Annotated in this window: 22 protein-coding genes and 1 riboswitch; of the genes, 15 read left to right on the forward strand and 7 right to left on the reverse strand. The window is 70.7% G+C overall.

What is annotated here, in order from left to right; all coding sequences use genetic code 11:
* Positions 1-286 precede the first annotated feature (286 nt).
* Both B0I29_RS25020 and B0I29_RS25025 read left to right on the forward strand, forming a co-directional pair.
* Positions 287-583 carry a DUF4193 domain-containing protein gene (locus B0I29_RS25020; RefSeq protein ID WP_111651499.1) on the forward strand — a complete coding sequence of 99 codons (297 nt, stop codon included), beginning with the start codon at positions 287-289 and terminating at the stop codon, positions 581-583.
* A gap of 282 nt (positions 584-865) precedes the next feature.
* Positions 866-1,588, forward strand: coding sequence for a hypothetical protein (locus B0I29_RS25025; RefSeq protein ID WP_111651611.1), 723 nt, complete (start codon positions 866-868; stop codon positions 1,586-1,588).
* Here the strand turns inward: B0I29_RS25025 and B0I29_RS25030 are convergent.
* Positions 1,557-2,051, reverse strand: coding sequence for a DUF3093 domain-containing protein (locus B0I29_RS25030; protein WP_245972724.1), 495 nt, complete (start codon positions 2,049-2,051; stop codon positions 1,557-1,559). The two genes, B0I29_RS25025 and B0I29_RS25030, sit on opposite strands and share 32 nt — an antisense overlap.
* A 90-nt stretch (positions 2,052-2,141) precedes the next feature.
* Between B0I29_RS25030 and dut the strand changes: the two genes are divergently transcribed.
* The 4 genes from dut to B0I29_RS25050 are packed head-to-tail and all read left to right on the forward strand — an operon-like array spanning position 2,142 to position 4,473.
* Entirely contained in the window at positions 2,142-2,606 is a 465-nt protein-coding gene (gene dut, locus B0I29_RS25035; protein ID WP_111651501.1) for a dUTP diphosphatase, read from the forward strand.
* A 47-nt stretch (positions 2,607-2,653) separates the two neighbouring features.
* Positions 2,654-3,304: a DUF3710 domain-containing protein gene (locus B0I29_RS25040; protein ID WP_111651502.1), complete on the forward strand. Its 651-nt coding sequence runs from the start codon at positions 2,654-2,656 to the stop codon at positions 3,302-3,304.
* A 15-nt stretch (positions 3,305-3,319) separates the two neighbouring features.
* On the forward strand, positions 3,320-3,685 hold the full coding sequence (locus tag B0I29_RS25045; protein ID WP_111651503.1) for an OB-fold nucleic acid binding domain-containing protein: 366 nt from the start codon (positions 3,320-3,322) through the stop codon (positions 3,683-3,685).
* A complete protein-coding gene (locus B0I29_RS25050) occupies positions 3,682-4,473 on the forward strand; it encodes a DUF3159 domain-containing protein (RefSeq protein WP_111651504.1) in 792 nt (263 codons plus the stop codon). The genes B0I29_RS25045 and B0I29_RS25050 overlap by 4 nt, the downstream gene beginning before the upstream one ends.
* A gap of 4 nt (positions 4,474-4,477) precedes the next feature.
* Here B0I29_RS25050 and B0I29_RS25055 read toward each other — a convergent pair whose 3' ends face one another.
* Both B0I29_RS25055 and B0I29_RS25060 read right to left on the reverse strand, forming a co-directional pair.
* The gene (locus B0I29_RS25055) at positions 4,478-5,149 is read right to left on the reverse strand and encodes a potassium channel family protein (protein ID WP_111651612.1); all 672 of its coding nucleotides are present in this window, start codon (positions 5,147-5,149) and stop codon (positions 4,478-4,480) included.
* A complete protein-coding gene (locus B0I29_RS25060) occupies positions 5,146-5,811 on the reverse strand; it encodes a potassium channel family protein (protein WP_111651505.1) in 666 nt (221 codons plus the stop codon). Before B0I29_RS25060 ends, B0I29_RS25055 begins: the two co-directional genes overlap by 4 nt.
* Positions 5,812-5,924: 113 nt before the next feature.
* Here B0I29_RS25060 and B0I29_RS25065 point away from each other — a divergent pair, with 113 nt between their 5' ends.
* Both B0I29_RS25065 and B0I29_RS25070 read left to right on the forward strand, forming a co-directional pair.
* Positions 5,925-7,955 (forward strand): APC family permease, encoded by a 2,031-nt coding sequence (locus B0I29_RS25065; RefSeq protein WP_111651506.1) that lies wholly within the window; start codon positions 5,925-5,927, stop codon positions 7,953-7,955.
* On the forward strand, positions 7,952-9,280 hold the full coding sequence (locus tag B0I29_RS25070) for a class I SAM-dependent RNA methyltransferase (RefSeq protein ID WP_111651507.1): 1,329 nt from the start codon (positions 7,952-7,954) through the stop codon (positions 9,278-9,280). Before B0I29_RS25065 ends, B0I29_RS25070 begins: the two co-directional genes overlap by 4 nt.
* 79 nt (positions 9,281-9,359) lie before the next feature.
* On the opposite strand, the gene B0I29_RS25075 is transcribed toward B0I29_RS25070, so the two are convergent.
* Positions 9,360-10,214: a bifunctional 5,10-methylenetetrahydrofolate dehydrogenase/5,10-methenyltetrahydrofolate cyclohydrolase gene (locus B0I29_RS25075; protein WP_111651508.1), complete on the reverse strand. Its 855-nt coding sequence runs from the start codon at positions 10,212-10,214 to the stop codon at positions 9,360-9,362.
* 17 nt (positions 10,215-10,231) lie between these two features.
* Positions 10,232-10,314, reverse strand: a riboswitch (ZMP/ZTP riboswitch).
* Positions 10,315-10,446: 132 nt separating this feature from the next.
* On the opposite strand from B0I29_RS25075, the gene dxs reads away from it, so the two are divergent.
* Genes dxs through B0I29_RS25105 form a run of 6 tightly spaced genes read left to right on the forward strand, consistent with a single transcriptional unit; the run spans position 10,447 to position 18,350 of the window.
* Positions 10,447-12,375 (forward strand): 1-deoxy-D-xylulose-5-phosphate synthase, encoded by a 1,929-nt coding sequence (dxs, locus tag B0I29_RS25080; protein ID WP_111651509.1) that lies wholly within the window; start codon positions 10,447-10,449, stop codon positions 12,373-12,375.
* A gap of 56 nt (positions 12,376-12,431) precedes the next feature.
* Positions 12,432-13,739: an outer membrane protein assembly factor BamB family protein gene (locus B0I29_RS25085; RefSeq protein ID WP_111651510.1), complete on the forward strand. Its 1,308-nt coding sequence runs from the start codon at positions 12,432-12,434 to the stop codon at positions 13,737-13,739.
* 26 nt (positions 13,740-13,765) lie between these two features.
* The gene (locus B0I29_RS25090; RefSeq protein WP_111651511.1) at positions 13,766-15,109 is read left to right on the forward strand and encodes an outer membrane protein assembly factor BamB family protein; all 1,344 of its coding nucleotides are present in this window, start codon (positions 13,766-13,768) and stop codon (positions 15,107-15,109) included.
* Positions 15,110-15,159: 50 nt separating this feature from the next.
* A complete protein-coding gene (locus tag B0I29_RS25095; protein ID WP_111651512.1) occupies positions 15,160-16,449 on the forward strand; it encodes a PQQ-binding-like beta-propeller repeat protein in 1,290 nt (429 codons plus the stop codon).
* 9 nt (positions 16,450-16,458) lie between these two features.
* A complete protein-coding gene (locus tag B0I29_RS25100; RefSeq protein WP_111651513.1) occupies positions 16,459-17,133 on the forward strand; it encodes a response regulator transcription factor in 675 nt (224 codons plus the stop codon).
* Between the two features lie 41 nt (positions 17,134-17,174).
* Entirely contained in the window at positions 17,175-18,350 is a 1,176-nt protein-coding gene (locus B0I29_RS25105) for a sensor histidine kinase (protein WP_111651613.1), read from the forward strand.
* Here the strand turns inward: B0I29_RS25105 and B0I29_RS25110 are convergent.
* The 3 genes from B0I29_RS25110 to B0I29_RS25120 form a co-directional block, all read right to left on the reverse strand.
* Positions 18,347-20,407 (reverse strand): 3-hydroxyacyl-CoA dehydrogenase NAD-binding domain-containing protein, encoded by a 2,061-nt coding sequence (locus B0I29_RS25110; RefSeq protein ID WP_111651514.1) that lies wholly within the window; start codon positions 20,405-20,407, stop codon positions 18,347-18,349. The genes B0I29_RS25105 and B0I29_RS25110 overlap by 4 nt on opposite strands.
* Positions 20,404-21,600: a thiolase family protein gene (locus B0I29_RS25115; RefSeq protein ID WP_111651515.1), complete on the reverse strand. Its 1,197-nt coding sequence runs from the start codon at positions 21,598-21,600 to the stop codon at positions 20,404-20,406. The genes B0I29_RS25110 and B0I29_RS25115 overlap by 4 nt, the downstream gene beginning before the upstream one ends.
* Before the next feature lie 264 nt (positions 21,601-21,864).
* Positions 21,865-23,187 carry an HRDC domain-containing protein gene (locus B0I29_RS25120; RefSeq protein WP_111651516.1) on the reverse strand — a complete coding sequence of 441 codons (1,323 nt, stop codon included), beginning with the start codon at positions 23,185-23,187 and terminating at the stop codon, positions 21,865-21,867.
* 145 nt (positions 23,188-23,332) lie between these two features.
* On the opposite strand from B0I29_RS25120, the gene B0I29_RS25125 reads away from it, so the two are divergent.
* A complete protein-coding gene (locus B0I29_RS25125) occupies positions 23,333-24,331 on the forward strand; it encodes a S1C family serine protease (protein WP_111651517.1) in 999 nt (332 codons plus the stop codon).
* Position 24,332: the final 1 nt, after the last annotated feature.

Genomic DNA, 24,332 nt, shown 5'->3' on the forward strand with positions numbered 1-24,332 from the left:
CTGTCGAGAGGTTAGCGTCTGTCCGCCAGGCGCGCGGAAACAGGGAATGCTTCCGGCGCGCCGACAATGATCCAGAGGCCGGTGCACCTACTTTGATGTCGCCTCAGTCACATCGGGAACAATGTGGCGCCATAGCGCGTACAAGCCTGCCGCAACAGCGGTAAGGTTCCGCGCTCGCCGGACCAGTTCCGGGTGTCAGAAATCGTCCAGCGGAACCGGGAACCGAAACCCTGTCCTCGGCGTTACAGACGCCAAGTGACACATCGATACAGGAGAGTGACAACCGATGGCCACCGACTACGACGCCCCGCGTCGCGATGAGGTCGACCTCGGCGAGGACAGCCTCGAGGAGCTCAAGGCCCGTCGCGCCGACTCGCAGTCGGGCGCAGTGGACGTCGACGAGGTCGAGGTGGCGGAGAGCTTCGAGCTGCCCGGCGCCGACCTGGCCGACGAGGAGCTCACCGTCAAGGTGCTGCCCATGCAGACCGACGAGTTCCGCTGCTCCCGCTGTTTCCTCGTGCACCACCGGAGCCAGCTGGCGACGGAGCGCAACGGAGAGCTGATCTGCCGCGAGTGCGTCTGAGCGCACAAGCGAGCATGTCCGCCACACCCGATCGCGGCTCCGCGCGATCGGGCGAGCGGGCGTTCGCCACGGGGTTTTGACACGGGGTTTGACCCTGGGGCGTGACCGGGCAGTTATAGCCGGGAACGCCCGACGGGGAGGACGACGATGAACCACGCGGATCGTACGACCGAGCCCGAAATCGGGTCTGGGTCCGGCGACGAGCTTCACGCTGCCCGCGACAAAGCGGACGAGCTCGAAGTGGCGGACCAGCCCGAAAGAGTGGAAAAAGCCGACCAGGAGATGGGCCGCACGGTTGCTGCCCTGACCTCGGACGAGCTTGAGCCCGCCGGCCGCCGGCAATTGCTGGGCCGGCTGGTGGGCGAGGTACGCGGCCGCGGAGTCGGTCGCCTGTTCCGCCCGAGGACCGCGCTGCGCTGGATGGCGGACGCGGTCGCCGACGTGGCGCCGCACATCCCGGTCCGTGACCTGGAGACGCTGCGCCGGCACTTCCCGGACCTGGACGACGAGGGACTGGCCGAGCGCCTGATCCGCAACGCGGCCCGTGCCACCGCTGGGGTGGGCGCGGCCGGTGGCGGGGTGGCCTCGGTCGAGTGGGTCGCGGCACCGACGCTGCTGTCGGCCCCGATCCTGCTCGCCGCCGAGACGGTCGCCGTGGTGGCGATCGAGATCAAGCTCATCGGCGAGCTCCACGAGGTCTACCGGCAGCCGGTCACCGGCGACGGCTTGCCCGAGCGCGGCCTGAAACTGGTCGAGTCCTGGTCGGGCCAGCGCGGGGTGAACCCGATGATCCCCGGCGTCGGCGTGGCCGCGGTGCTCGGCACCGCAGCCCGCAAGGAACTGCAGAAGACGCTGCTCAGCCGGTTCGGCCGCAACCTGACCACGATGGGCCCGCTGCTCACCGGCGCGGCCGTCGCCAGCTATCTGAACAGGCGGGCGACCCGGGCGGTCGGCGAGAAGGTCCGTGCGGACCTCAAGAAGACTCAGCCCGCTCTCGACGGCTGACCTCGAGCAGGGCGGTGGCGAGCTCGACCGGCTTGCGGGTGCTCACCACCCAGTACGGCGTCGGGTCCTGCGGATCGTCGAGCAGGACCTGCACGGCCGTCCCGATCCACGGGCGCTGCACCACGAACGCGGACGGGTGAGCGCCGACACCGAGCGCCTCCCGCTTGCCGGCGGCGTCCAGCGCGATCACGTCCGAGATCACCGCGACCGGCAGCCGGGCGTCGTCGACCTGGAACTCGGTGGGTGTGACCGCGACCCGCAACCGGTTCAGCGGGAGCATCAGCGCGAGGCAGAGCGGGATCACCACGGCGTACGTCGGCCAGCCGGGGATGTCCGGCAGGCCGAGGGTCAGCTCGGTGGCGATGATCGCCCCGGCGACGACAGTGGCGGGCCAGGCCCACCACGGGAGGCGCAGCCGTTCCTGATGGGCCGCGAGCGTGCGGGCCGGGGACTCGGGTGTCACCCTCGAAGGGTACGGCGCGCCTCCGATGCCCGGCGCGGCAGGATGGCAGGGTAGGTGCCGCCCAGAAGACCCCTTTGCGGAAGGCTTGACGTGACCGACCCCGTCGTCCAGGTGCGCCTGATCGACCCCGATCTGCCCCTGCCCGCGTACGCGCATCCCGGCGACGCCGGCGCTGATCTGGTCGCCGCCGAGGAGGTGGAGATCGCCCCCGGCGCCCGGGTGAAGGTCCGGACCGGCCTCGCGATCGCCCTGCCGGACGGTTTCGTCGGCCTGGTGCACCCGCGTTCCGGATTGGCGGCCCGCCTCGGGGTGACGGTCCTCAACGCGCCCGGTACGGTCGACGCCGGTTACCGGGGCGAGATTCTGGTGAACCTGATCAATCATGATCGGGAGAGCATGGTCAAGATCTCTCGTGGTGACCGGATCGCCCAGCTCGTCGTCCAGCGGGTCGAGCGAGCGGTCTTCCATCGGGTGGAGACGCTCGACGAGACTGTGCGGGGCGCCGGCGGGCACGGTTCGACCGGCGGCCACGCAGCGCTGCCCACGCAGCAGTAAAGCGTCGGGCAGCAGTAAACGCAGGACTGAAACGGAAGGTGGCAGTGATGTTCTCCCGTAAGCGTGGTGCCGCGAAGCACGTCCGTGCGGCCGACGCGCCGCCCTCACAGGCGCTCGCGAACAGCCTGTCCTCGGGCGGGGAGGCTCCGGCACCCGAGTTCGGCCCCTGGGACGCCAAGCACGCCCCTGACGGCGTGCAGCGGCTCGACCTGGGCAGCCTCCAGATCCCCGCGCTCGAGGGCGTCGAGGTGCGGGTCCAGGCCAACCCCGAGGGTGGCGTCGAGCAGGTCGTGCTCGTCGACGGTGACAGCGCTCTCCAGCTCGGCGTCTTCGCGGCGCCGAAGACCGAGGGCATCTGGGACGAGGTACGCGCCGAGATCGTCGAGGCGATGACCTCGGACGGCGTCGCGCCCCAGGAGATCACCGGCAAGTACGGCACCGAGCTGCGCGCCCGGGTCAGCACCCCGGAGGGCCCGGCCGACGTCCGGTTCGTCGGTGTGGACGGCCCGCGCTGGATGATCCGCGCGCTCTACCAGGGCGCCGCGGCCTCCGACCCGGGTCGTGAGGGTGTGCTCGGCGAGGTGCTCTCCGGTCTGGTCGTGGTCCGTGACAACGAGCCCCGCCCGGTCCGCGAGCCGCTGCCGATGCGACTGCCCAAGGAGATGGCCCAACAGGGTCAGGCCGAGAGCCCTGCCTGACGTACCGTGGGAGTCATGACCACTGGTCTTCGCGGCTTTCTGAACCGTCTCACGGCCACCGATTCCGAGCTGGACGCCGAGGAACTGCAGCGGGACAGCGCCAAGTGCGGCGCCATCCCGGCTGGGCAGTGCCGTCGCGGGCAGATCGTTTCGGTGTCCGGCCGGCTGCGCACAGTGGCGTACACTCCTCGCACCAACCTGCCGACGCTGGAAGCCGACCTCTGGGACGGCAGCGATGTGGTCACGCTGGTCTTCCTCGGGCGCCGGTCGATCGCCGGCATCGAGCCAGGCCGGCAACTCACCGCGCGCGGCAGGATCGCGATCCGGGACGACCGCAAGGTCGTCTACAACCCGTACTACGAGCTGGAGGCGCCCCGGTGAGTGGCAGTGAGCCGCGCCACGCCGCGCACGAGTCGGTCGAGGAGCGGATCGCTGAGGAGATCGTCGAGGAACTCGACCTCCACCCGCTGCCGCCGGCTGAACAGCGGAAAAAAGAGGACGAGGAAGAGCCTCTTCCCTCGATGAGCGAGCAGATCGCCGAGCAGCTCGGCGGTGTTCGCGGCCTCATCGAGTCGAGCCTGCCGGTCCTCGCGTTCGTGGTGCTCAACGTGCTGCTCGGCGACTCGGTCCTCGGCCTGGAGAAGCGTCAGGCGCTGCTCTGGGCGATCATCGGCTCGGTCGGCACGGCCCTGGTCATCGGCGCTGTGCGGCTGGCCGGCAAGCAGCCGGTCCGGCACGCGGTGAACGGCCTGTTCGGCATCGCGATCGGTGCCTGGCTGGCCTGGCGCACCGGCGACGCGAAGAACTTCTACCTGCCCGGCATCCTGCTGACCTTCGGCCAGGCCGCGGTGCTGCTGCTCTCGGTGGTGTTCCGCAAACCGCTGATCGGTTACGCCTGGGGCATCATGGCCAACAAGGGCATCCAGGACTGGTTCGGCAACGCCCGGTTGTTCCGCACGTTCCAGTGGCTCACCCTGCTCTGGGTGGTCTCGCTGAGCGTCCGCGCCGGCATTCAGTACTACCTGTACGCGATGGACGAGGCGAACGCGATCGGCATCGTCCGGATCCTGGTGAGCTGGCCGATCTACGCGGCCACCTTCGCGTACACGGCGTGGGCCATCCACCGGGTGACCAGCGCGCAGAAACGGGAGACCGCGCCCACCGTCTGAGGTCTCAGACGCTGCTGCCGAGCACCACGGCCCGGATCTGCTCCTCGACCTCACTGGTGCACACGAAGATCAGCTCGTCGCCGGCTTCCAGCGGGTCGTCCGGCGTCGGCACCAGTACCCGCTTGCCGCGCAGGATGGCGACGAGGGCGGAGTCGCGGGGCAGCGGCACGTCGCGGATCGGCTGACCCTCGTACGGCGCGTCGCGCGGCAGCGTGATCTCCACGAGGTTCGCCTCGCCCTGCCGGAACGTCATGAGGCGGACCAGGTCGCCGACCGTCACCGCTTCCTCGACCAGGGCGGCCATCAGACGCGGCTTGCTGACCGAGACGTCCACGCCCCACTGCTCGGTGAAGAGCCACTCGTTCTCGGCCCGGTTGACCCGGGCCACCACCCGGCCGACTGCGAACTCGGTCTTGGCGAGCAGCGACACCACCAGGTTGGCCTTGTCGTCGCCGGTCGCGGCCACCACGACGTCGCAGGAGGCCAGGTCGGCCGCCTCGAGGCTGCTCATCTCGCAGGCGTCGGCGAGGATCCAGCGGGCCTGCGGCACCCGCTCGGGGCAGAGCTGCCGGGGCTGACGCTCGATCAGCATCACCTCGTGCCCGTTGCCGATCAGCTCCTGCGCGATCGACCGGCCGACGTTGCCGGCCCCGGCGATGGCGATCCGCATGATCAGTAACCTTCCTTGTCGGCGCCCTGGGCGATGTCCAGCACGGGTCCCGCGGTGTCGTCGGTGACCAGCATGAAGACCTGGTCGCCGTCCTGGAGCACGGTGGAGGGCTGTGCCAGGGCGCCCATGCCGAAGCGCATCAGGTACGCGACCCGGGCGCCGGTCCGCTCCTCCAGGGTGCGTACCTGCTTGCCGACCCAGTCCCGGTGCAGCGGGGTCTCCACGATGCTGACCACGCTGGTCGGGTCGCGGAACACCTCGTCGCGGTTCGACGGGACGAGGAATCGGAACATCCGGTCGGAGGCCCACCGGATCGTCGCGATGGTGGCGATGCCGAGCCGCTCGTAGACCTGCGCCCGGCGGGAGTCGTAGATGCGGGCGACCACCCGGGAGACGCCGAACGTCTCCCGCGCCAGCCGCGCCGAGATGATGTTGGAGTTGTCACCGCTGGAGACGGCCGCGAAGGCGTCCGCGCGTTCGATGCCGGCGGCGCGCAGCACGTCCCGGTCGAAGCCGATGCCGTTGACGGTGACGCCGCCGAAGTTGTCGCCGAGCCGCCGGAAGGCGTCCGCGTTCTGGTCGATCACCGCTACCTGGTGACCGTCCGCGTCCAGTTTCTGGGCCAGCGTGGAACCGAGCCGGCCGCAACCCATGATCACCACGTGCACGGTTCGTGCCCTCCCGACTGACTACCGACCAGTGTGAGCCTGCCATGCGTCTCAGGACTGCGGTGTCCGGGGCGGGGTACGGCGATCAGCGTCCAGCCGTACCCTTGGCACTCGTGGCAAGTACCACCTCCCTAGCCAAGCGGCTGCTCCTCGGCCGGCCGTTCCGATCCGACAAGCTCCAGCACACCCTGCTGCCCAAGCGGATCGCTCTGCCGGTGTTCGCCAGCGACGCGCTCTCCAGCGTGGCGTACGCCCCCGACGAGATTCTGTTGACTCTCTCGATCGCGGGCGCCGCCGCATACCTCTACTCGCCCTGGGTGACGCTCGCGGTCGCGGTGGTGATGGTGACGGTGGTCGCCAGTTACCGGCAGAACGTGCACGCCTATCCGTCCGGCGGTGGCGACTACGAGGTCGCCACGGTCAACCTCGGTCCCAAAGCCGGCGTCGGCGTGGCCAGCGCGCTGCTGGTCGACTACATCCTCACGGTCGCCGTCTCGGTCTCCTCCGGCGTCACCAACCTGGGTTCGGTCGTACCCTGGGTCGCTGATCACAAGGTGGGCATTGCGATCGTCGCGGTGATCGTGCTGAGCGCGTTGAACCTGCGTGGCCTGCGGGAGTCCGGCACCGCGTTCGCGGTGCCGACGTACCTGTTCATCATCGTGATCGTCGGCATGATCCTGACCGGGTTGTTCCGGGTCTTCGTCCTCGGCGACGACCTGCGCGCGCCCAGCGCCGACCTGGTGATCGCGGCGGAGGACAGCCATCTCACCAGCTTCGCCTTCGCGTTCCTGCTGTTGCGGACGTTCTCCTCGGGCTGCGCGGCGCTGACCGGCGTCGAGGCGATCTCCAACGGGGTGCCGGCGTTCAAGCAGCCGAAGAGCAAGAACGCGGCGACCACGCTGCTGCTGCTCGGCAGCCTGGCGATCACCATGCTGGTCGGCATCATCCTGCTGGCCCAGGCGACCCATCTGAAGTACGTCGAGGACCCGGGCATCCAGATCGTCTCCGGGCCGGCCGATTACGTGCAGAAGACGGTCACCACCCAGCTGGCCGAGACCGTGTTCGGTCAGGGCTCGATCCTTCTCTACCTGGTCGGCGGCGTCACCGCGCTGATCCTGTTCCTGGCCGCGAACACCGCGTTCAACGGGTTCCCGGTGCTCGGCTCGATCCTCGCTCAGGACCGGTACCTGCCCCGCCAGCTGCACACCCGCGGCGACCGGCTGGCGTTCAGCAACGGCATCGCGTTCCTCGCGGTCGCCGCGGTGGTGCTGATCGTGGCGTTCCACGCCGAGGTCACGAAGCTGATCCAGCTCTACATCGTGGGCGTCTTCGTCTCGTTCACGCTGTCCCAGGCCGGCATGATCCGGCACTGGAACCGGCTGCTGCGTACCCAGCGCGACCCGGAACGCCGGCGTCGCATGATCCGTTCCCGGGCGATCAACACGTTCGGCATGGTGCTCACCGGGGCGGTTCTGATCGTGGTGCTGATCACCAAGTTCCTGCTCGGCGCCTGGATCGCGATCGCCGCCATGGTGGTCATCTACGCGCTGATGCTCGCCATCCACCGGCATTACACCCGGGTCGCCGAGGAGCTCAAGCCGACCGAGGAACGCCCGGTCCTGCCGTCCCGCAACCATGCCGTCGTGCTGGTCAGCAAGGTGCACATGCCGACGCTGCGCGCGGTCGCGTACGCGCAGGCCACCCGGCCCGACTCGATCACCGCGGTCACGGTCAACGTCGACGACCAGGACACCCGGGTCATCCAGGAGGAGTGGGAGCGCCGGCAGATCCCGGTGCCACTGACCGTTGTCGACTCGCCGTACCGGGAGATCACCCGGCCGATCGTCGAGTTCGTGAAGGGTGTCCGCCGCGCCTCGCCCCGCGACGTGGTCAGCGTCTTCGTGCCGGAATACGTCGTCGGCCGCTGGTGGGAGAACCTGCTGCACAACCAGAGCGCCCTGCGGATCAAGGGCCGGCTGCTCTTCGAGCCCGGCGTGATGGTCACCAGCGTGCCCTGGCAGCTGCAGTCCAGCCAGGACCGCGACCTCGAACGCCTGGACCGCGACCTGACCCGCGCGCCGGCCCGCGGCCCGCGCAACCGCAGCGACGAGCACGTCGACACGAACCCGGGGGAGCAGTCATGACCGAGCCCTTGGAATACGTCGAAGGCGACCGGGTCGAGGTGGTCGTCGGCGCTCCGGCGCACGGTGGTCACTGCGTCGCCCGGATCGGCGGCCCGCACGGCCGGGTCGTCTTCGTCCGGCACGCGCTGCCCGGCGAGCGGGTCACCGCCGAGATCACCGAACTGCACCGCGGTTACCTGCGCGCCGACGCCGTCGAGATCCACGAGGCCTCGCCGGACCGGGTCACCGCGCCGTGCCGGTTCGCCCACCCGGGCGGTTGCGGCGGCTGCGACCTGCAGCACGTCTCCGACGACGCCCAGCTGCGCTGGAAGACCGACGTGGTCCGGGAACAGCTCACCCGTCTGGCCGGGATCAACCCCCAAGATCAAGACCGCATTTTCGTACGCGTGGAAGCCCTGCCGTCCGCACCCGACCACCTCGTCGACCCCCGAGGGGAGGCGGCGACGCCACGGCAGCCCCGGCTGCTCGGGTGGCGCAGCCGGGTCCGGTACGCGATCGACGCCCTCGACCGCCCCGGTCTGCTCCAGCACCGGTCGAACCAGGTCGTCCCGATCGACCGCTGTGTGATCGCGCACCCGGCCGTCCAGGAGCTGGACCTGCTGAGCCGTACCTGGCCGGACACCGACGCGCTGCAGGCGGTCGCCTCCACCGGCGGTGACGTCGCGGTGCTGGCCCGCCCGGCCGGCAGCCAGGCCGCGCCGCCCGCGGACGAGCTCGGCGACGCACCGGCCGACGGCGCGCTGCTCCGGCTCTCCGGCCCGGCCGAGGTCACCGAGATCGCCGGTGGGCGCGCCTGGCGGGTGCCGCCGGAAGGCTTCTGGCAGATCCACCCGGCGGCCGCGGACACCCTGGTCGGCGCGGTCCTGAAGATGCTGCGCCCGGCGCCCGGCGAGGTCGCCTGGGACCTGTACGGCGGCGCCGGCCTCTTCGCGGCGGCCCTGGCCGAGCGCACCGGCGCCCGGACCACGGTGGTCGAGTCGTCACCGACCGGTGTGGCGGCAGCCCGGAAGAACCTGGCCGGCCTGCCGAACACCGAGATCGTCGAGGCGAAGGTCGACGCGGCCCTCGCCCGGCGGCGGGTCACCGGCCCGGTCGACCTGGTGGTCCTGGACCCACCCCGCTCCGGAGCCGGCGCCAAGGTGGTCCGCCAGGTGGCAGCCGCAAGCCCCCGGGCGATCGCCTACGTAGCCTGCGACCCGGCAGCCCTGGCCCGAGACCTGAAGACCTTCCGAGAGGTGGGTTACGAGCCAGCGGAGATCCGAGCCTTCGACTGCTTCCCCATGACCCAACACATCGAGACGGTCGCCCTGCTGCTCCCAGCCTGACCACCGCCCCGGCATTTCTGGTAAGGCGTAGCCACTCCAACCGGCGTTTTGCCCGCGGAGCGAAGCGGAGCCAGCTAGCTCAGTTGGCTCGCTCGGCCGCGGTCACCGCGTTGCGGAAGAGCATGGCGACCGTGGTCGGGCCCACTCCGCCCACTCGGGGGGTGATGGCTCCGGCCACGTCGGCGCAGGATTCGTCGACGTCGGGGAGCAGGCGGCGGCCCTCGTAGCGGACGCCGGCGCCGATCACGACCGCGCCCGGCTTGACGTGTTCCGGCTGGATGATGCCGGGGACGCCGGCGGCGGCGATCAGGATCTCGGCGCGCTGGGTGTAGCGCGGCCAGTCCTTCACGCCGGTGTGCACGACGGTGACGGCCGCGTTGGCCGTGGGGCGTTTCTGGGCCAGCAGCATCGCGAGCGGGCGGCCCAGGGTGGCGCCGCGGCCGAGGATGACCACCTCACGGCCGGAGATCTCCACATCGTGGAAGGCGAGCAGGGCCTCGATGCCGGCGGGCGTGCACGGCAGCGGGCCGGGCAGCCCGACCGCGAGCCGGCCCATGTTGAGCGGGTGCATGCCGTCGACGTCCTTGTCGGGGTCGAGGGTCTGCAGCGCCGCGTCGTAGTCGAGGTGGGCCGGGATCGGGTATTGAATCAGGACGCCGTGCACGTCCTTGTCGTCGTTGAACTCGCCGATCACCTTGAGCAGGTCGTCCTGGGTGACGTCGCCGCCCAGGTGCCGGTGCGGCGAGGCGAACCCGAGCTCGGCGGCCTGCTTCTGCTTGATCCGGATGTACCCGGCGCTGGCGTCGTCGTCGCCGACCAGGATCGTGGCGAGGCTGGGCTGGACACCGCGCTCCTTGAGGCGGGCCACGCGCTCACGGACGTCGGTCAGAACGGACTCGGCGACCGGGGCGCCGGGAAGAAGCTTCGCGGACATTGCGGCTCCCTGAATAGCCGGGGAGCCCAGGCGGTCGACTCCTCGTTGCGAGCTCCCCGATGGTTCGACCATCCCCGTGCCGCCAGTCGCTGTGACCTCCAGGATGCCCGACGCCGGGTCCGACCGGCCAACCGGGGTGACCGCTCGGATGATGTGAAGGTTGTGTGGAGGGATCGGCTCTGGCCGTTCGCGTAAGGCGCGCCGATGCGAGGCAGAGATAGACTCCACCCCCATGAGCGACTCCCCCTCGACCCCGGCCGGCCTGCTGACGAGCATCACCGCCCCCGGTGATCTGAAGCGACTGTCCGCGGAGCAGTTGACCCTGCTCGCGGCCGAGATCCGTGACTTCCTCGTCGCCAAGGTGTCCCGCACCGGTGGCCACCTCGGGCCGAACCTGGGCGTGGTCGAGATGACCCTCGCGATGCACCGTGTCTTCGACTCCCCGCGCGACAAGATTCTCTTCGACACCGGCCACCAGTCGTACGTACACAAGATCGTGACCGGTCGTCAGGACGGTTTTGACCTCCTGCGCCAGCGCGGTGGGCTGACCGGCTACCCGAGCCAGGCCGAGAGCGACCACGACCTGATCGAGAACTCGCACGCCTCCACCGCCCTGTCCTACGCGGACGGCCTGGCCAAGGCGTTCACACTGCGCGGCGAGGAGCGGCACGTGGTGGCCGTCGTCGGCGACGGCGCGCTGACCGGCGGCATGTGCTGGGAGGCTCTCAACAACATCGCGGCCACGAAGAACCGCCTGGTCATCGTGGTGAACGACAACGGCCGCTCCTACTCGCCGACCATCGGCGGCCTGGCCGACCACCTCTCCACGCTGCGCCTCAACCCGGGTTACGAGAAGGTGCTCGACCTGGTCAAGGACGCGCTGGGGCAGACACCGCTGGTGGGCAAGCCGGTCTTCGAGGTCCTGCACGCGGTCAAGAAAGGCATCAAGGACGCGGTCAGCCCGCAGCCGATGTTCGAGGACCTCGGCCTGAAATACATCGGTCCGGTCGACGGCCACGACCAGCAGGCCATGGAGTCCGCGCTGCGCCGGGCCAAGGGTTTCAACGCCCCGGTCATCGTGCACGCGGTGACCAAGAAGGGTTATGGGTACCTCCCCGCCGAGCAGGACGAGGCGGACTGCCTGCACGGTCCGGGCGCGTTCGACCCGCAGACCGGCGCGCTCACCGCGAAACCGTCGCTGAAGTGGACGAAGGTCTTCTCCGAGGAGCTCGTGAAGATCGCCGACGAGCGGCCGGACGTGGTCGGGATCACCGCCGCGATGGCCGAGCCGACCGGCATCGCCGCGCTGATGAAGAAATACCCCGAGCGGACCTACGACGTGGGCATCGCCGAGCAGCACGCGGCGACGAGCGCGGCGGGCCTGGCGATGGGCGGCCTGCACCCGGTGGTGGCCGTCTACGCCACGTTCCTGAACAGGGCTTTCGACCAGGTCCTGCTCGACGTGGCGATGCACCGGCTGCCGGTGACGTTCGTGCTGGACCGGGCCGGGATCACCGGGCCGGACGGCCCGAGCCACTACGGCATGTGGGACATGAGCGTCTTCGGCGTGGTGCCGGGCCTGCGGATCGCCGCGCCGCGCGACGCGGCGACGCTGCGCGAGGAACTGCGCGAGGCGATCGCTGTCGACGACGGCCCGACGATCGTCCGCTTCCCGACCGGTTCGGTCGCCCCGGCCACCCCGGCGCTGCGCCGGGTCGGCCAGATCGACGTGCTGCGTGAGGACGAAAGAAAAGACATTCTGCTGGTCGCCGTGGGCTCGTTCGCCGGCCTGGGCCTGGACGTCGCCGAGCGGCTCGCCGAGCAGGGTTACGGCGTGACGGTCGTCGACCCGCGCTGGGTCCGCCCGGTGCCGATCGAGCTGACCGGCCTGGCCGCCGCTCACCGCCTCGTGGTGACGCTGGAGGACGGTGTGCGTACCGGTGGGGTGGGTGACGCGGTGGCGAGCGCGCTGCGCGACGCCGAGGTCTCCGTGCCGCTGCGCGACTTCGGCGTCCCGGTCGGTTTCCACCCGCACGGCACCCGGGCGGAGATCCTCACCGCGCTGGGCCTGACCGCGCAGGACGTGGCCCGGGACGTGACCGAGGCGATCTCGCGACTGGACGCCGCACAGCCGGTGGGGGAACCGCAGAACGCGCAGTGAGCCGGCGGCACGTGTCCGAGTGGGCGTTGATGTTATAAAACCGTTATCTTGGGTTCATGGGTGACACCGTCAGCGGGCCAGTCGTCATCGACCTGGGGCTGGAACGGGGAGAACCGGAGACGTACGAGAGACCGGGGCGGCCGACCACGCCGCCCTGGTTCGCTCCGGCGATCCTGGCCGTGCTCGTGCTGCTGCTCGCCGGGGCGTCCGCGCCGCTGCGGCAGTCGTCCACGCTGACCGCGCTGCTGCGGGTGCCGATCGGGCCCGGCGATCCGTACACGATCGTCGAGGGCGGCCGGCTCGTCGCGCAGAGCGGCGGCACGCTGAACTCGTACCACCTGCAGAGCGGTGAGCTGCGGTGGAGCGTCCGGCAGGACATCCCGGTCTCCCGGCTGCGTACCGCGAGCGGGCTGTTGCTGCTGCGGCCGTGGGGCCGGTTCGTGGCCGGCACCACGGCGATCTCGCTGGCCACCGGCGGCCATCAGTGGCGCAACCAGCACAACGTGCTCAGCTTCGCCGGCAGCTCGCTGCTGTTCGCGGTCGACGACGTGCGGACCAGCTCCGGGCCCGGCCGCCGGGTGGAGAACACCGTTCAGGTGGTCGACCCGGTGGTCGGCAACGTCCGCTGGGAGATCGACCTGCGATCCACCGCGGTCCTGCTCGGCGTACCCGGCCCGGCCGACACCCAGCCCCGGATGCTGCTGGTCCGCGACGACCGGATCGCCGACATGTACGACGTGGAGACCGGCCGGCACGTGGCGTCGCGCGCCCTGCCGGCCGCCGATTACGACCCGGACAATCCGGTGATCGCCGGCGGGATGCTGCTGCTGAAGCACCCCGGGCCGTCCGGGACCTCGGTGTCGGCATATGACCTGGCGGACCTGCGGCCGATCTGGACCGCGCCGGTCCGCGGCACCACCCGGGTGATCCCGTGCGGGCTGCTCGCCTGCCTGACCGGCCAGTACGGCGTACGCGCGATCGACCCGGCCACCGGTGACCAGCGCTGGCAGCGCGGCGACTGGCGGGACGTGGAGCAGGACGGCACCGCGCTGATCGGGTACGCCGGCAGCGAGCCGGTCGCCCTGGCCGACCCGGAGACCGGCCGGACCCTGGTCGAGCTGGCCGGCTGGGACCTGGTTCCTCGCAGCTCCGGTAACGGTGAGTTGCTGGTGACGCGGGCGACGTCGGACGGCACGCGTAGCATGGTCGCGATCGCGGCCCCGGACGCTCGGCGGCCGCGCCTGCTGGCGGAGCTGCCGACCGGCACTGGCAGCTGTCAGTCCGCCCCGGAACGGCTGGTCTGCCGGTCGTCCTACGGTGAGCTGGTGGTCTGGGCATACCGGGTGGCGGCGGAAGCAGGCTGACCGCGTACAGCTGAAGGGTTTGCGGCGTGACGCTGATCGACCTGGACCGCGCCGCGGAGAGTGACCAGGCGGATAGCCGGCGCCCGCCGCCGTGGCGTTACCGGCATGCGGGCCTGCTGCTCGCCGCGGTCCTGATGATCACGCTGGGTGGCGCCGCACCGACCGCGTCCGTCTTCTGGCGGTACCTGGGCGAGATCGGTCAGGTGAACACCGCCGAGGTGCCCGTCCAGTTGACCGGCGACCACCTCTACACGCTCGCGTCGAGCGGGGTGCGGCGCGAGCTGACCGCTTACCAGCTGGACCCGCCGCGGCAGCTCTGGACGAGCGAGGTGCCGCTCGGCGCCGGTTACGACGCGACCCAGGGACTGTTCGGATCGGTCACGGTCCGGCGCAGCGGCGACGTCGTGCTGGTCTCCGAGGGCGTCACCACGACCGCTCTGGACGCGGGGATCGGGGCGGTGCGCTGGAGTGCGCCGTTCGTGGTCACCCTGCTGAGCTCCGGGCATGTCGGCGTCGTGGTGGAGCGGATCTTCCGGCCCGGCACCGAGTACGACCAGGCCTCCGGCGACCCGGGGCCGCTCTACTTCTCGGCCACCGGCGTGCCGCATACCGAGGCGCCGATCCGGACCGAGGTCCGCGGCATCGACCTGACCACCGGCAAGACGGTCTGGACGACCGCGCCCGGCGGCTCGGTGACCGTCGATCCGGCACGGGGAGGTCCCGACCCGGCCGCCGTTCTGATCACCGCCTCCGACCGGCTGATCCGGCTCGACGGCGCCACCGGCAGGACGCTCGCCGAGACCGAGCTGCCCGAGCTGAACGGTTCCGGCCCGTTCTCCGGCTCGGTGATCGGCGACGTGGCGATGGTCGGTTACCAGGATCCGGCCCGGCTGGTGGCGTACGACGCCCGGACGCTGCGCCGGCTCTGGCAGCGCGACCGGCCGGACGTCGAGGGCGAGGTGCCGAGCTGCCGCGACGTGATCTGCTCCGGCCCGCGCAGCGAGCTTCTGGTGCTGAACCCGGCCACCGGTGACGAAGCCTGGGCGGTCTACGCCGAAACCGACCTGGCGTCCCGGGCCGGCTCGGTGCTGGAGACCCGGGCCGACACCGACACCCCGATCCGGCTCGCCGACCCGCTCACCGGAAAGACACTGGCTGACCTGGGTGGATGGGACCAGGCGCTGGAGGGGGAAGCGGACGGCGTTCTGGTGGTACGACGCGACGACAGCTTCGCGGCAGTGTTGCCGGGACACCACGAACTGACATTTCTCGGCACGGTGGACACCGCCGGCGCGGACTGCTCGGCGGACGAACACCATGTCGTCTGCCGGGATGGCACGGGTCTGGGCGTCTGGGCGTACCGGATCTGACCTCGCACGCGGCACAATGAGTCGCAAATCCCCGAGTTCGGGGGCCTGGTGTGAGCGATGTCCTGATCAACCTCGGTGAGGTGCCGCGCGGCGATTCCCTGGTTCCGGCCGTCGAGGCCGAGGAGCCGCCGGTGCCGTACCGCATGCTGTTCGTGATCTTCTCGGTGGTCCTGGCCGGACTGCTCGGCGGGGGCACGCATCCGCGCCGGCCCACGCCGGTGTCGGTGGTGCCGGCCGCGCAGGGCGACGTGATCCGGGTGGTCGGCGACCGGCTCTACGTGATCGGGCGCCAGCTCCCGCCGGGCATGCGGGTGATCCGCGGGTTCTCGCTGCCGGACGCGCTGCCGATCTCCCAGCATCAGGTGGCGGTCACCGGCGAGGTCCTCGGCGTCGCGGCGGCCGGCGACGTGATGCTGCTCAGCGTGCAGGACGAGCGGACCGTGCGGTTCGGCACGATCGCGCTGCGGGCCGGTGTCGCCGCGCCCCTCTGGAAGCGCCCGGTGCTCCTGGTGGGCCTCTCAGCGGCCGGACGGCTGGCGCTGGTCCGCGAGGAGGGCGCGACCGAGACCTGGTGGCGCGGGCTCGATCTGGAGACCGGCGCGGTGCGCTGGAGCGTCCGCCAGAACCTCGGTGACGAGGTCGCGCCGTCCAGCCGGGACGGCGAGTACCCGAAGTGGCTCTTCCAGCTCACCGCGGACCGCCGGCTGCAATCCTGGGACACCACGACCGGCCGGCTCATCGCGACCGCGAACGTGCCGGAGCGCAGCCCGGAGAACATCTCGCTCTGGCCGGCCGGCGACCTCGCCCTGATCGGCGCGCGAGGCGCGGGCACCACCGGGTACGACGCCGCGGAGGGCCTGCGGCAGCGCTGGCACAGCGGCGTGAACCTGAGCTGGTACCGCAACCCGAGCCCGTGCGGCGAGCTGATCTGCACGTTCCTGCCGCAGAACGGGATCATGGTGATCGACCCGCGGACCGGGCGGGAACGCTGGTCCTCGGACCGGTGGAACTACGCCGAGCGGATCGGCTCCTACCTGGTCACCGGCCTGCCCGGCACCCGTTACCCGGAGCACTTCGTGCTCGATCCGGTCACCGGCGACGTGCTCGGCGCGGCCGGCCGCTGGCAGAGCGGAGGGCCCGGGCCGGAACCGGATACGGCGTACGTGAAGCGGGCCGACACGGTCACCGACCGGGTCTGGTTCGGCGTGCTCGACATGCGCCGGATGCGGGTCCGGGTGTCCGGGGCGGCCGAGCGCGTCGCCGGTGACTGTCACTTCGCCGCGAACGCCTTGATCTGCCGCAGGCTCGATGCCTCGGTCGGCGTTTGGCGCCTTGATTAGTCTTCAGACATGCGCGTGCTGGTGGTGGAAGACGAGCGGAACCTGGCGGATGCGATCGCCCGCGGGCTGCGCCGTAAGGGGATGGCGGTCGACGTCGCGTACGACGGCCTCCAGGGGCATGAGATGGCGTACGTGACCAGGTACGACGTCGTGGTGCTGGACCGGGACCTGCCCGGGATGCACGGCGACGAGATCTGCGCCGAGCTGGTCGCCTCCGGTGCGCTGACCCGGGTGCTGATGCTCACCGCCAGCAGCACGGTCGCCGACCGGGTCGAGGGGCTCGAGCTGGGCGCCGACGACTACCTCGCGAAACCGTTCGCCTTCGAGGAGCTGGTGGCCCGGGTGCAGGCGCTCGGCCGGCGGGCCACTCCGGCCGCGCCACCGGTGCTCATCGTCGGCAACCTGGTGCTCGACCAGACCCGCCGGGTGGTGACCCGCGGCGGCGCGCCGATCGACCTCACCAACAAGGAGTTCGGCGTCCTGGAGGAGCTGCTCAAGGCCCGTGGCGGCGTGGTGTCCACCGAGGAGCTGCTGGAGCGGGTCTGGGACGCCAACACCGACCCGTTCACCACGACGGTCCGGGTGACCATCAACACGCTGCGCAAGAAGATCGGCGATCCGCCGCTGATCGAGACCGTGGTCGGTGCCGGCTACCGGGTTCCGGAGCCGGTCGTGGCCTCGTGACCGTCTACCAGGGCGTGAAACGGCAGGCGCAGCGCTTCTCGATGCGGCCGACGCTGCGGCTGCGGCTCACCCTGCTGAACGGCATCCTGCTGATCGGCGCCGGCGCGGTGCTGGTCCTGCTCGCCTGGCTGCTGGTGAGCGAGTCGCTGCACCCGGTCGACGAACTGCGCGAGGGCTCGACCCTGACCCTGGCCGACGGCAGCACCCGGGACGCGCTCACCTGGCAGGCCGACATGGTCGCGCAGGCCTCCCGGGAACTGCTGATCAACGGCTTCAGCGCCCTCGTGGCGATCGGCATCATCGGCATCGCCGGGGCCTACGCGGTGGCCGGCCGGGCACTGCGGCCGCTGCACAGCGTCACCCAGACCGCCCGGCGGCTCGGCGAGGAGACGCTGGACCAGCGGATCCGGTACTCCGGCGCGGACGACGAGGTGGCCGAGCTGGCCCGCACGTTCGACGCCATGCTGGATCGGCTGGCGGCCGCGTTCGAGTCGCAGAAACGGTTCGTGGCGAACGCTTCGCACGAGTTGCGTACGCCTCTCGCGGTGATGCGTACCGAGATCGACGTGACACTCAGCGACGACGAGGCCGACGTGGCCGAGTACCGCCGGATGGCGAAGGTGGTCCGCAACGCCTCCGAGCGGGCGAACGGGCTGGTCGACGCGCTGCTGGTGCTGGCCCGGTCCGAGGCACAGTCCGGCCGGCGGCTGGTCCGTAAGGTCCCGGCCGACCTGGCGACCAGCGTCTACAACGCGCTCTCCGCGGTGCGGGTCGAGGCCGACCGGATGAAACTCGAGGTCACCACGGACCTGGAGCCGGCGCCGGTGGTCGGCGATCCGAGCCTGCTCGACCGGCTGGCCGGCAACCTGATCGAGAACGCGATCCGGTACAACCACCTGCTCGGGCGGCTGTGGCTGCGCACCGAGTCGGCGAACGGGCAGACCCGGCTGATCGTCGGCAACACCGGTTACGAGGTGGAGCCGGCCGACGTGCCGGGGCTGTTCGAACCGTTCCGGCGGGGCGGCTGGGAGCGTACCGGCTCCCGCGGCTCGGGCCTGGGGCTCTCCATCGTGCGGGCGGTCTGCGACGCGCACGGGGGCACGGTCTCCGCGGTCGCCCAGGAGGGCGGCGGGCTGGAGGTCACCGTGGTACTGCCGGCCGCCGACACCACACCAGTGGTGGCGGCGACCGCAACAGTGCCGCGACCGGGACGTTAGCCCCGGACGTTCGCCACGCCGTCGGGCAGGAACCGCTTGCCGGTGACCTTCTCCGACGTGCCGCTCCGGTCCAGGTACGGCGTGATGCCGCCCAGGTGGAACGGGTAACCCGCGCCGAGGATCATGCACAGGTCGATGTCCTGCGCCTCCGCGACCACGCCCTCGTCGAGCATGATGCGGATCTCCTCGGCCAGGGCGTCGAGGGCCTTCTGGCGTACCTCGTCAGCCGTGAGCGGGCTGTCGCCGAGCTCCAGGGCCTTGACCACCTCGGGGTTGATCTCGTCGTCGACCAGCAGCGGCTGGCCGAGGTCGACGATCTTCTTGAGGTTGGGGGAGTCCACGTACCGCTCCGGGAACGCCGAGTGCAGCGTCTCACCCACGTGGTACGCGACAGCCGGGCCGACCAGCTGGAGCAGCGCGATCGGGCGCATCGGCAGGCCCAGCGGGTCGAACGCCTCGTTCACCACGTCGAGCGGGGTGCCGGCGTCGACAGCCTTGAAGACCTCGCTGGTGAACCGGGTGAGCACCCGGTTGACCACGAACGCCGGGGCGTCCTTGACCAGCACCGACGACTTCTTCAGCTCGCGGCCGACGGCGAACGCGGTGGAGAGCGTCGCGTCGTCGGTCTTCTCGCCCTTGATGATCTCAAGGAGCGGGAGGACCGCGACCGGGTTGAAGAAGTGGAAGCCGACGACCCGCTCGGGGTGTTCGAGGTCGGCCGCCATGTCGGTGATCGACAGCGAGCTGGTGTTGGTCGCGAGGATCGCCGTCGGGGAGACGATCTTCTCGAACTCGGCCCAGATCTGCTTCTTCAGGTCGAGGTTCTCGAAGACGGCCTCGATCACGAAGTCGGCGTCGGCGAAGACGGACTTGTCGACCGAGCCGCTGATCAGGCCGCGCAGCTTCGCCGCGGTGCCCTCGTCCATCCGGCGCTTGCCGACGAGCTTGTCGATCTGCTCGTTGACGTACGCCACGCCCTTGTCGACCCGGGTCTGGTCGAGGTCGGTGAGCACGACCGGCACCTGGAGGCGGCGCAGGAAGAGCAGCGCCAGCTGGGATGCCATCAGGCCGGCGCCGACGATGCCGACCTTGGTGACCTTGCGGGCCAGCGACTTGTCCGGCACGCCGACCGGACGCTTCGCCCGGCGCTGGACCAGGTCGAACGCGTACAGGCTGGCGCGGGACTCGTCACCCATGATCAGGTCGGCGAGGGCCTGGGTCTCGGCTGCGGTGCCGTCGGAGAACGACGACTCCTTGGCCAGCGCGAGCAGCTCCAGGGCCTTGTTGGCCGAGGGGACCGCGCCGTGCAGCTTCTCGTCGAGCTGGTTCTTGGCGAACCAGAGCACGCCGTCCCACATGTCCCGGTCGATCTCGGGACGCTCGACGGTGACGTCGCCCTTGACCACGCCGGCCGCCCAGGCCAGCGAGTCCTCGAGGAACTCGGCGGCCTCGAAGAGCGCGTCCGCGACGCCCATCTCCTTGGCCTGCTTCGGGCGCAGCACCTTCTGGGTCAGCGGGTTCGACAGGATGACCTGTGCCGCGCCGACGATGCCGACCAGGTTCGGCAGCAGCTGGCTGCCACCCCAGCCCGGGATCAGGCCGATCGCGACCTCGGGCAGGCCGAGTGCCGCCGCGCCGGTGGAGACCGTGCGGTAGTGACAGTGCAGGGCGACCTCGAGGCCGCCACCGAGCGCCGCGCCGTTCACGAACGCGAACGTCGGGATCGTGCTGTTCTTCAGCCGCGCGAAGACCCGGTGACCGAGTTCGCCCAGCTCAAGAGCCTGCTCCTTGGAGCTGATCAGCGGCATGCCGGTGATGTCGGCGCCCACGCAGAAGATGTACGGCTTACCGGTGATCGCGATGAACGCCGGGTCCGCCGCGGTGGCCGCGGTGATCGCGTCGTCGAGCGACTTGAGGCCGGCCGGGCCGAAGCTGTTCGGCTTCTTGTGGTCGAAGCCGTTGTCCAGGGTGATCAGCGCGACCGGCTTGTCCAGCCCGGGTACCTTGACCGACCGGACGAGCGCCTTGGTCACTACCTCGTTCGGGTTGTCGATCACTTCTCCGCGCCTTCCCAGTTCGGGTTCTCCCAGATCACGGTGCCGCCCATGCCGATGCCGATGCACATGGCGGTGAGGCCGTAACGGACCTCGGGGTGCTCCTCGAAGTGGCGGGCCAGCTGGGTCATCAGCCGCACCGCGGAGGAGGCGAGGGGGTGACCGATCGCGATCGCGCCGCCCCACGGGTTGACCCGCGGGTCGTCGTCGGCGATGCCGTAGTGGTCGAGGAACGCGAGCACCTGGATGGCGAACGCCTCGTTCAGCTCGAACAGGCCGATGTCGTCGATCGTGAGACCGGCCTTCTTCAGGGCCTTCTCGGTCGACGGGATCGGGCCGTAACCCATGATCTCCGGCTCGACGCCGACGTAACCGAACGAGACCAGCCGCATGGCGACCGGAAGGCCCAGCTCACGGGCGGTCGCCTCGTCGGCGATGATGGCCGCGGTCGCGCCGTCGTTGAGACCGGCAGCGTTGCCCGCGGTGACCCGGCCGTGCGGGCGGAACGGGGTCTTCAGCGTGGCGAGCTTCTCCAGCGAGGTCTGCCGGGGCGCCTCGTCGACGGTCGCCAGGCCCCAGCCCTGCTCCGAGCTGCGCAGCGCCACCGGCACCAGGTCCGGCTGAAGCTTGCCGTCGGCATATGCCTTCGCGGTCTTGAGCTGGGAGTTCAGCCCGTACCGGTCGGTGCGCTCCTTGGTGATGTGCGGGAGCCGGTCGTGCAGGTTCTCCGCGGTCGCGCCCATCACGAGGGCGGACGGGTCGACAAGCTTCTCGGTCAGGATCCGCGGGTTCGGGTCGACGCCCTCACCCATCGGGTGGTGACCCATGTGCTCGACACCGCCGGCGATCGCGATGTCGTACGCGCCCATCGCGATGCCGCCGGCGACGTTGGTCACCGCGGTCATGGCGCCCGCGCACATACGGTCGACCGCGTAGCCGGGAACAGTCTTGGGCAGGCCGGACAGGAGCGCGGCCGTGCGGCCGATCGTCAGGCCCTGGTCGCCGGTCTGGGTGGTGGCGGCGATCGCGACCTCGTCCACCCGGTCCGTCGGGAGCTGCGGGTTACGCCGGACGAGCTCTCGGATGCAGCGGATCACCAGGTCATCGGCGCGGGTCTCGGCGTACATGCCGCCCGCCTTGCCGAACGGGGTGCGGACGCCGTCGACGAAGACGACCTCGCGTACTTCACGGGGCACAGCAAGCCTCCTTGCGGGCGTGAACCCAATTGTGCAAGGAATGCTACTCGTCGGTAACTAGTGGCTGCCACCGCATCGCGAAAACGTCACAGCCTTGTTTCCGGCGCGCTCTCCAGAAACACAAAGGCCAAGGTCAAGAGCTTGCTGTCGCACCTGGGCGTTGGGTACAGACCGCTGCTCCCGCCGAGGGCCGAGCCCGGCGAGCTGGCCGCTGACGCGTCCAAACCACTCGCCGGCCCCGGCGACCTGCGTGAGCGGTCGCGCTCACCCCACGGCGGGTGCCGGGTCCGGCAAGGCTTCGGCCAGCTGGTCGGCCAGCAGACCGACCTGCCAGTTCCGGGCGCCGAACCCGCGCAGTGTGTCGCCCACCGTCTGCCCGGTGACCTCGTCCGGCGGGGACCAGGCCAGCCGGCGGATGAAGTCCGGGCTGATCAGGTTCTCCGGCGGCAGGGTGTGCTGCTCGGCGGTGCCGACCACGATCGCCCGGCAGCGCGCCAGGCGGGCCGCGGCGATCGGGTCACGCTCGGCCCAGCGGTGCGGCGGGGGCGGACCCTCGACCGGCTGGTTCACCGGCAGCGCGTCGTCCGGCAGGGCCCGCGCCTGGTCCAGCGCGTCCAGCCAGATCCGGGCCAGCCGGCGTACCGAACGGCCGCCGAACCCGGGGATGCCGAGCAGGGTGCGCTCGTCTTTCGGATCGGCCTCGGCCGCCGCCACGATCGCCGAGTCCGGCAGAACCCGGCCGGGCGCCGAGTCACGGCGGGCCGCGACGCCGTCCCGGGCGTACCAGAGGGCGCGGACCCGGGACTGGGCGCGCGCGCCACGGACTCGGTGTATTCCCGAAGTCCGGCGCCAGGGGTCTGGCCGGACCTTCGGCGGCCGGTCGGCGCCCGCCACCAGCGCGGCGAACTCCTCGGCGGCCCAGGCCGACTTGCCCTGCCGCTCCAGCTCGGCGGCGAGCAGATCACGCAGATCGGTGAGCAGCTCCACGTCGAGCGCGGCATAGGTGAGCCAGGACTCCGGCAGCGGCCGGGTCGACCAGTCCGCCGCCGAGTGGTGTTTCTCCAGAGAGAACCCGAGCAGCTGCTCGGTGAGAGCGGCCAGGCCGACCCGCTCGAAACCGGCCAGCCGCGCGGCCAGCTCGGTGTCGAACAGCCGGCGCGGCTTCATCCCGAGCTCGGCCAGGCACGGCAGGTCCTGGCTGGCGGCGTGCAGCACCCACTCCGCCTCGGCCAGCGCGGTGTCGAGCGTGCGCAGGTCGTCCAGCGGAAGCGGGTCGAGCAGCACGGTTCCGGCGCCGGCTCGGCGCAATTGCACGAGATAGGCGCGCTGGGTGTAGCGGTAGCCGGAGGCGCGCTCGGCGTCCACGGCCACCGGCCCGGTGCCCGCGGCCATCCGGGAGACCACATCGGCCAGTTCAGCCGCGGTCTCCAGCGGAGGCGGGGTGCCGTCGCGCGGAGCTGTCAGAGGTGTTGCAGCAGGACTTGTAGCTGCGGGACCGCCAGAATTCGGGTCGGGCGGCACGGCGTGCGGTCCGTCCCCTGCTGTGTCCGGCGAGTCCCGACGGCGCAGGGGTGCTTCGTCGGTCACTCCGTAACCGTACGGGGGTCACACCCTTGCCGTGCGCAGCCGGGGTCCGGCGCGTCTATTTCCGATCTTCCGCCGGACTCAACCGCTGGGCGATTTCGTGCGTATGAACATGTGCAGCGCCGAGACCACTGGAGGGCCGCGCCGGATGAGCCCGTACGAACCATTCACCCCCGCCAACGGTTACGACCAGCACCGTGGGGAGTGGGCGGCACCCGAGCAGCAGCAGTGGTTCCAGGACCAGCAGTGGGCTCAGGAACGCCAATGGGACCAGCAGCAGCAGGTGCAGCAGCAGCAGGTGCAACAGCAGCAGCAGTGGTACCCCCAGCAGCAACAACAGCAGCAGTACTACGAGCCGGCCCCGGTGATGGCGGCACCCGCGGCCGGCGCTCCGATCGCCCGCGGCAGCCGTACCCGGCTGGTGATCATGGGTCTGGTGGTGGCGCTGCTCGCGGTCTCCGGATGGCAGGCGTTCCGCGTCGAAGGCATGATCCGCAGTAGTTCGGATCTGGCCTCCGCGGTGACCGCCGAGCAGGGGAAGACCCAGGAGCTGGAAAAACAACTGGCCACCGTCTTCGACCCGGAGGGCATCGCGGCGGCCGTGCTGCCCAGCGTGTTCCGGGTCCGGGCCGGCGACTTCACCGGCACGGCGTTCGCGGTCAGCGCGACCGACGACGGCCGGACCAACCTCTTCACGAACTACCACGTGGTCGAGGAGACGTTCGAGGCCGGCGACAAGTCGGTCTCGCTGGAGCGCGGCACCACCCGGATCGAGGCGACCATCGTGAAGGTGAGCGCCGGCAAGGACCTGGCGCTGCTGCGGACCACGCGCGACATCAAGGCGCTCGGGGTGGCGAACGACGAGGTGAAGCCGGGCCAGCAGGTCGTGGTGGTGGGTGCCCCGCTCGGGCTGGACGACTCGGTGACCACCGGCGTCATCTCCGCGTACCGCCCGGATGACTCGGACGGCCCGACGATCCAGTTCGACGCCCCGATCAACCCGGGCAACAGCGGCGGCCCGGTCGTCAACACCAGCAAGCAGGTCGTCGGCATCGCCACGGCGAAGGCCCGCGACGCCGAGGGCATCGGCCTGGCCATCCCGATCGCCACCGCCTGCGAGACCCTCGGAGCCTGCGCGAAAGGCTAGA

The organism is Actinoplanes lutulentus, from assembly GCF_003259845.1.
Taxonomy (GTDB): Bacteria; Actinomycetota; Actinomycetes; order Mycobacteriales; family Micromonosporaceae; genus Actinoplanes; species Actinoplanes lutulentus.

Coding starts and splice junctions, on each gene's coding strand:
- dxs (WP_111651509.1), top strand. CDS start 10,447: ATGAGCGACTCCCCCTCGACCCCGGCCGGCCTGCTGACGAGCATCACC.
- B0I29_RS25075 (WP_111651508.1), bottom strand. CDS start 10,214: ATGTCCGCGAAGCTTCTTCCCGGCGCCCCGGTCGCCGAGTCCGTTCTG.
- B0I29_RS25125 (WP_111651517.1), top strand. CDS start 23,333: ATGAGCCCGTACGAACCATTCACCCCCGCCAACGGTTACGACCAGCAC.
- B0I29_RS25070 (WP_111651507.1), top strand. CDS start 7,952: ATGACCGAGCCCTTGGAATACGTCGAAGGCGACCGGGTCGAGGTGGTC.
- B0I29_RS25105 (WP_111651613.1), top strand. CDS start 17,175: ATGCGGCCGACGCTGCGGCTGCGGCTCACCCTGCTGAACGGCATCCTG.
- B0I29_RS25100 (WP_111651513.1), top strand. CDS start 16,459: ATGCGCGTGCTGGTGGTGGAAGACGAGCGGAACCTGGCGGATGCGATC.
- B0I29_RS25020 (WP_111651499.1), top strand. CDS start 287: ATGGCCACCGACTACGACGCCCCGCGTCGCGATGAGGTCGACCTCGGC.
- B0I29_RS25045 (WP_111651503.1), top strand. CDS start 3,320: ATGACCACTGGTCTTCGCGGCTTTCTGAACCGTCTCACGGCCACCGAT.
- B0I29_RS25025 (WP_111651611.1), top strand. CDS start 866: ATGGGCCGCACGGTTGCTGCCCTGACCTCGGACGAGCTTGAGCCCGCC.
- B0I29_RS25040 (WP_111651502.1), top strand. CDS start 2,654: ATGTTCTCCCGTAAGCGTGGTGCCGCGAAGCACGTCCGTGCGGCCGAC.
- B0I29_RS25085 (WP_111651510.1), top strand. CDS start 12,432: ATGGGTGACACCGTCAGCGGGCCAGTCGTCATCGACCTGGGGCTGGAA.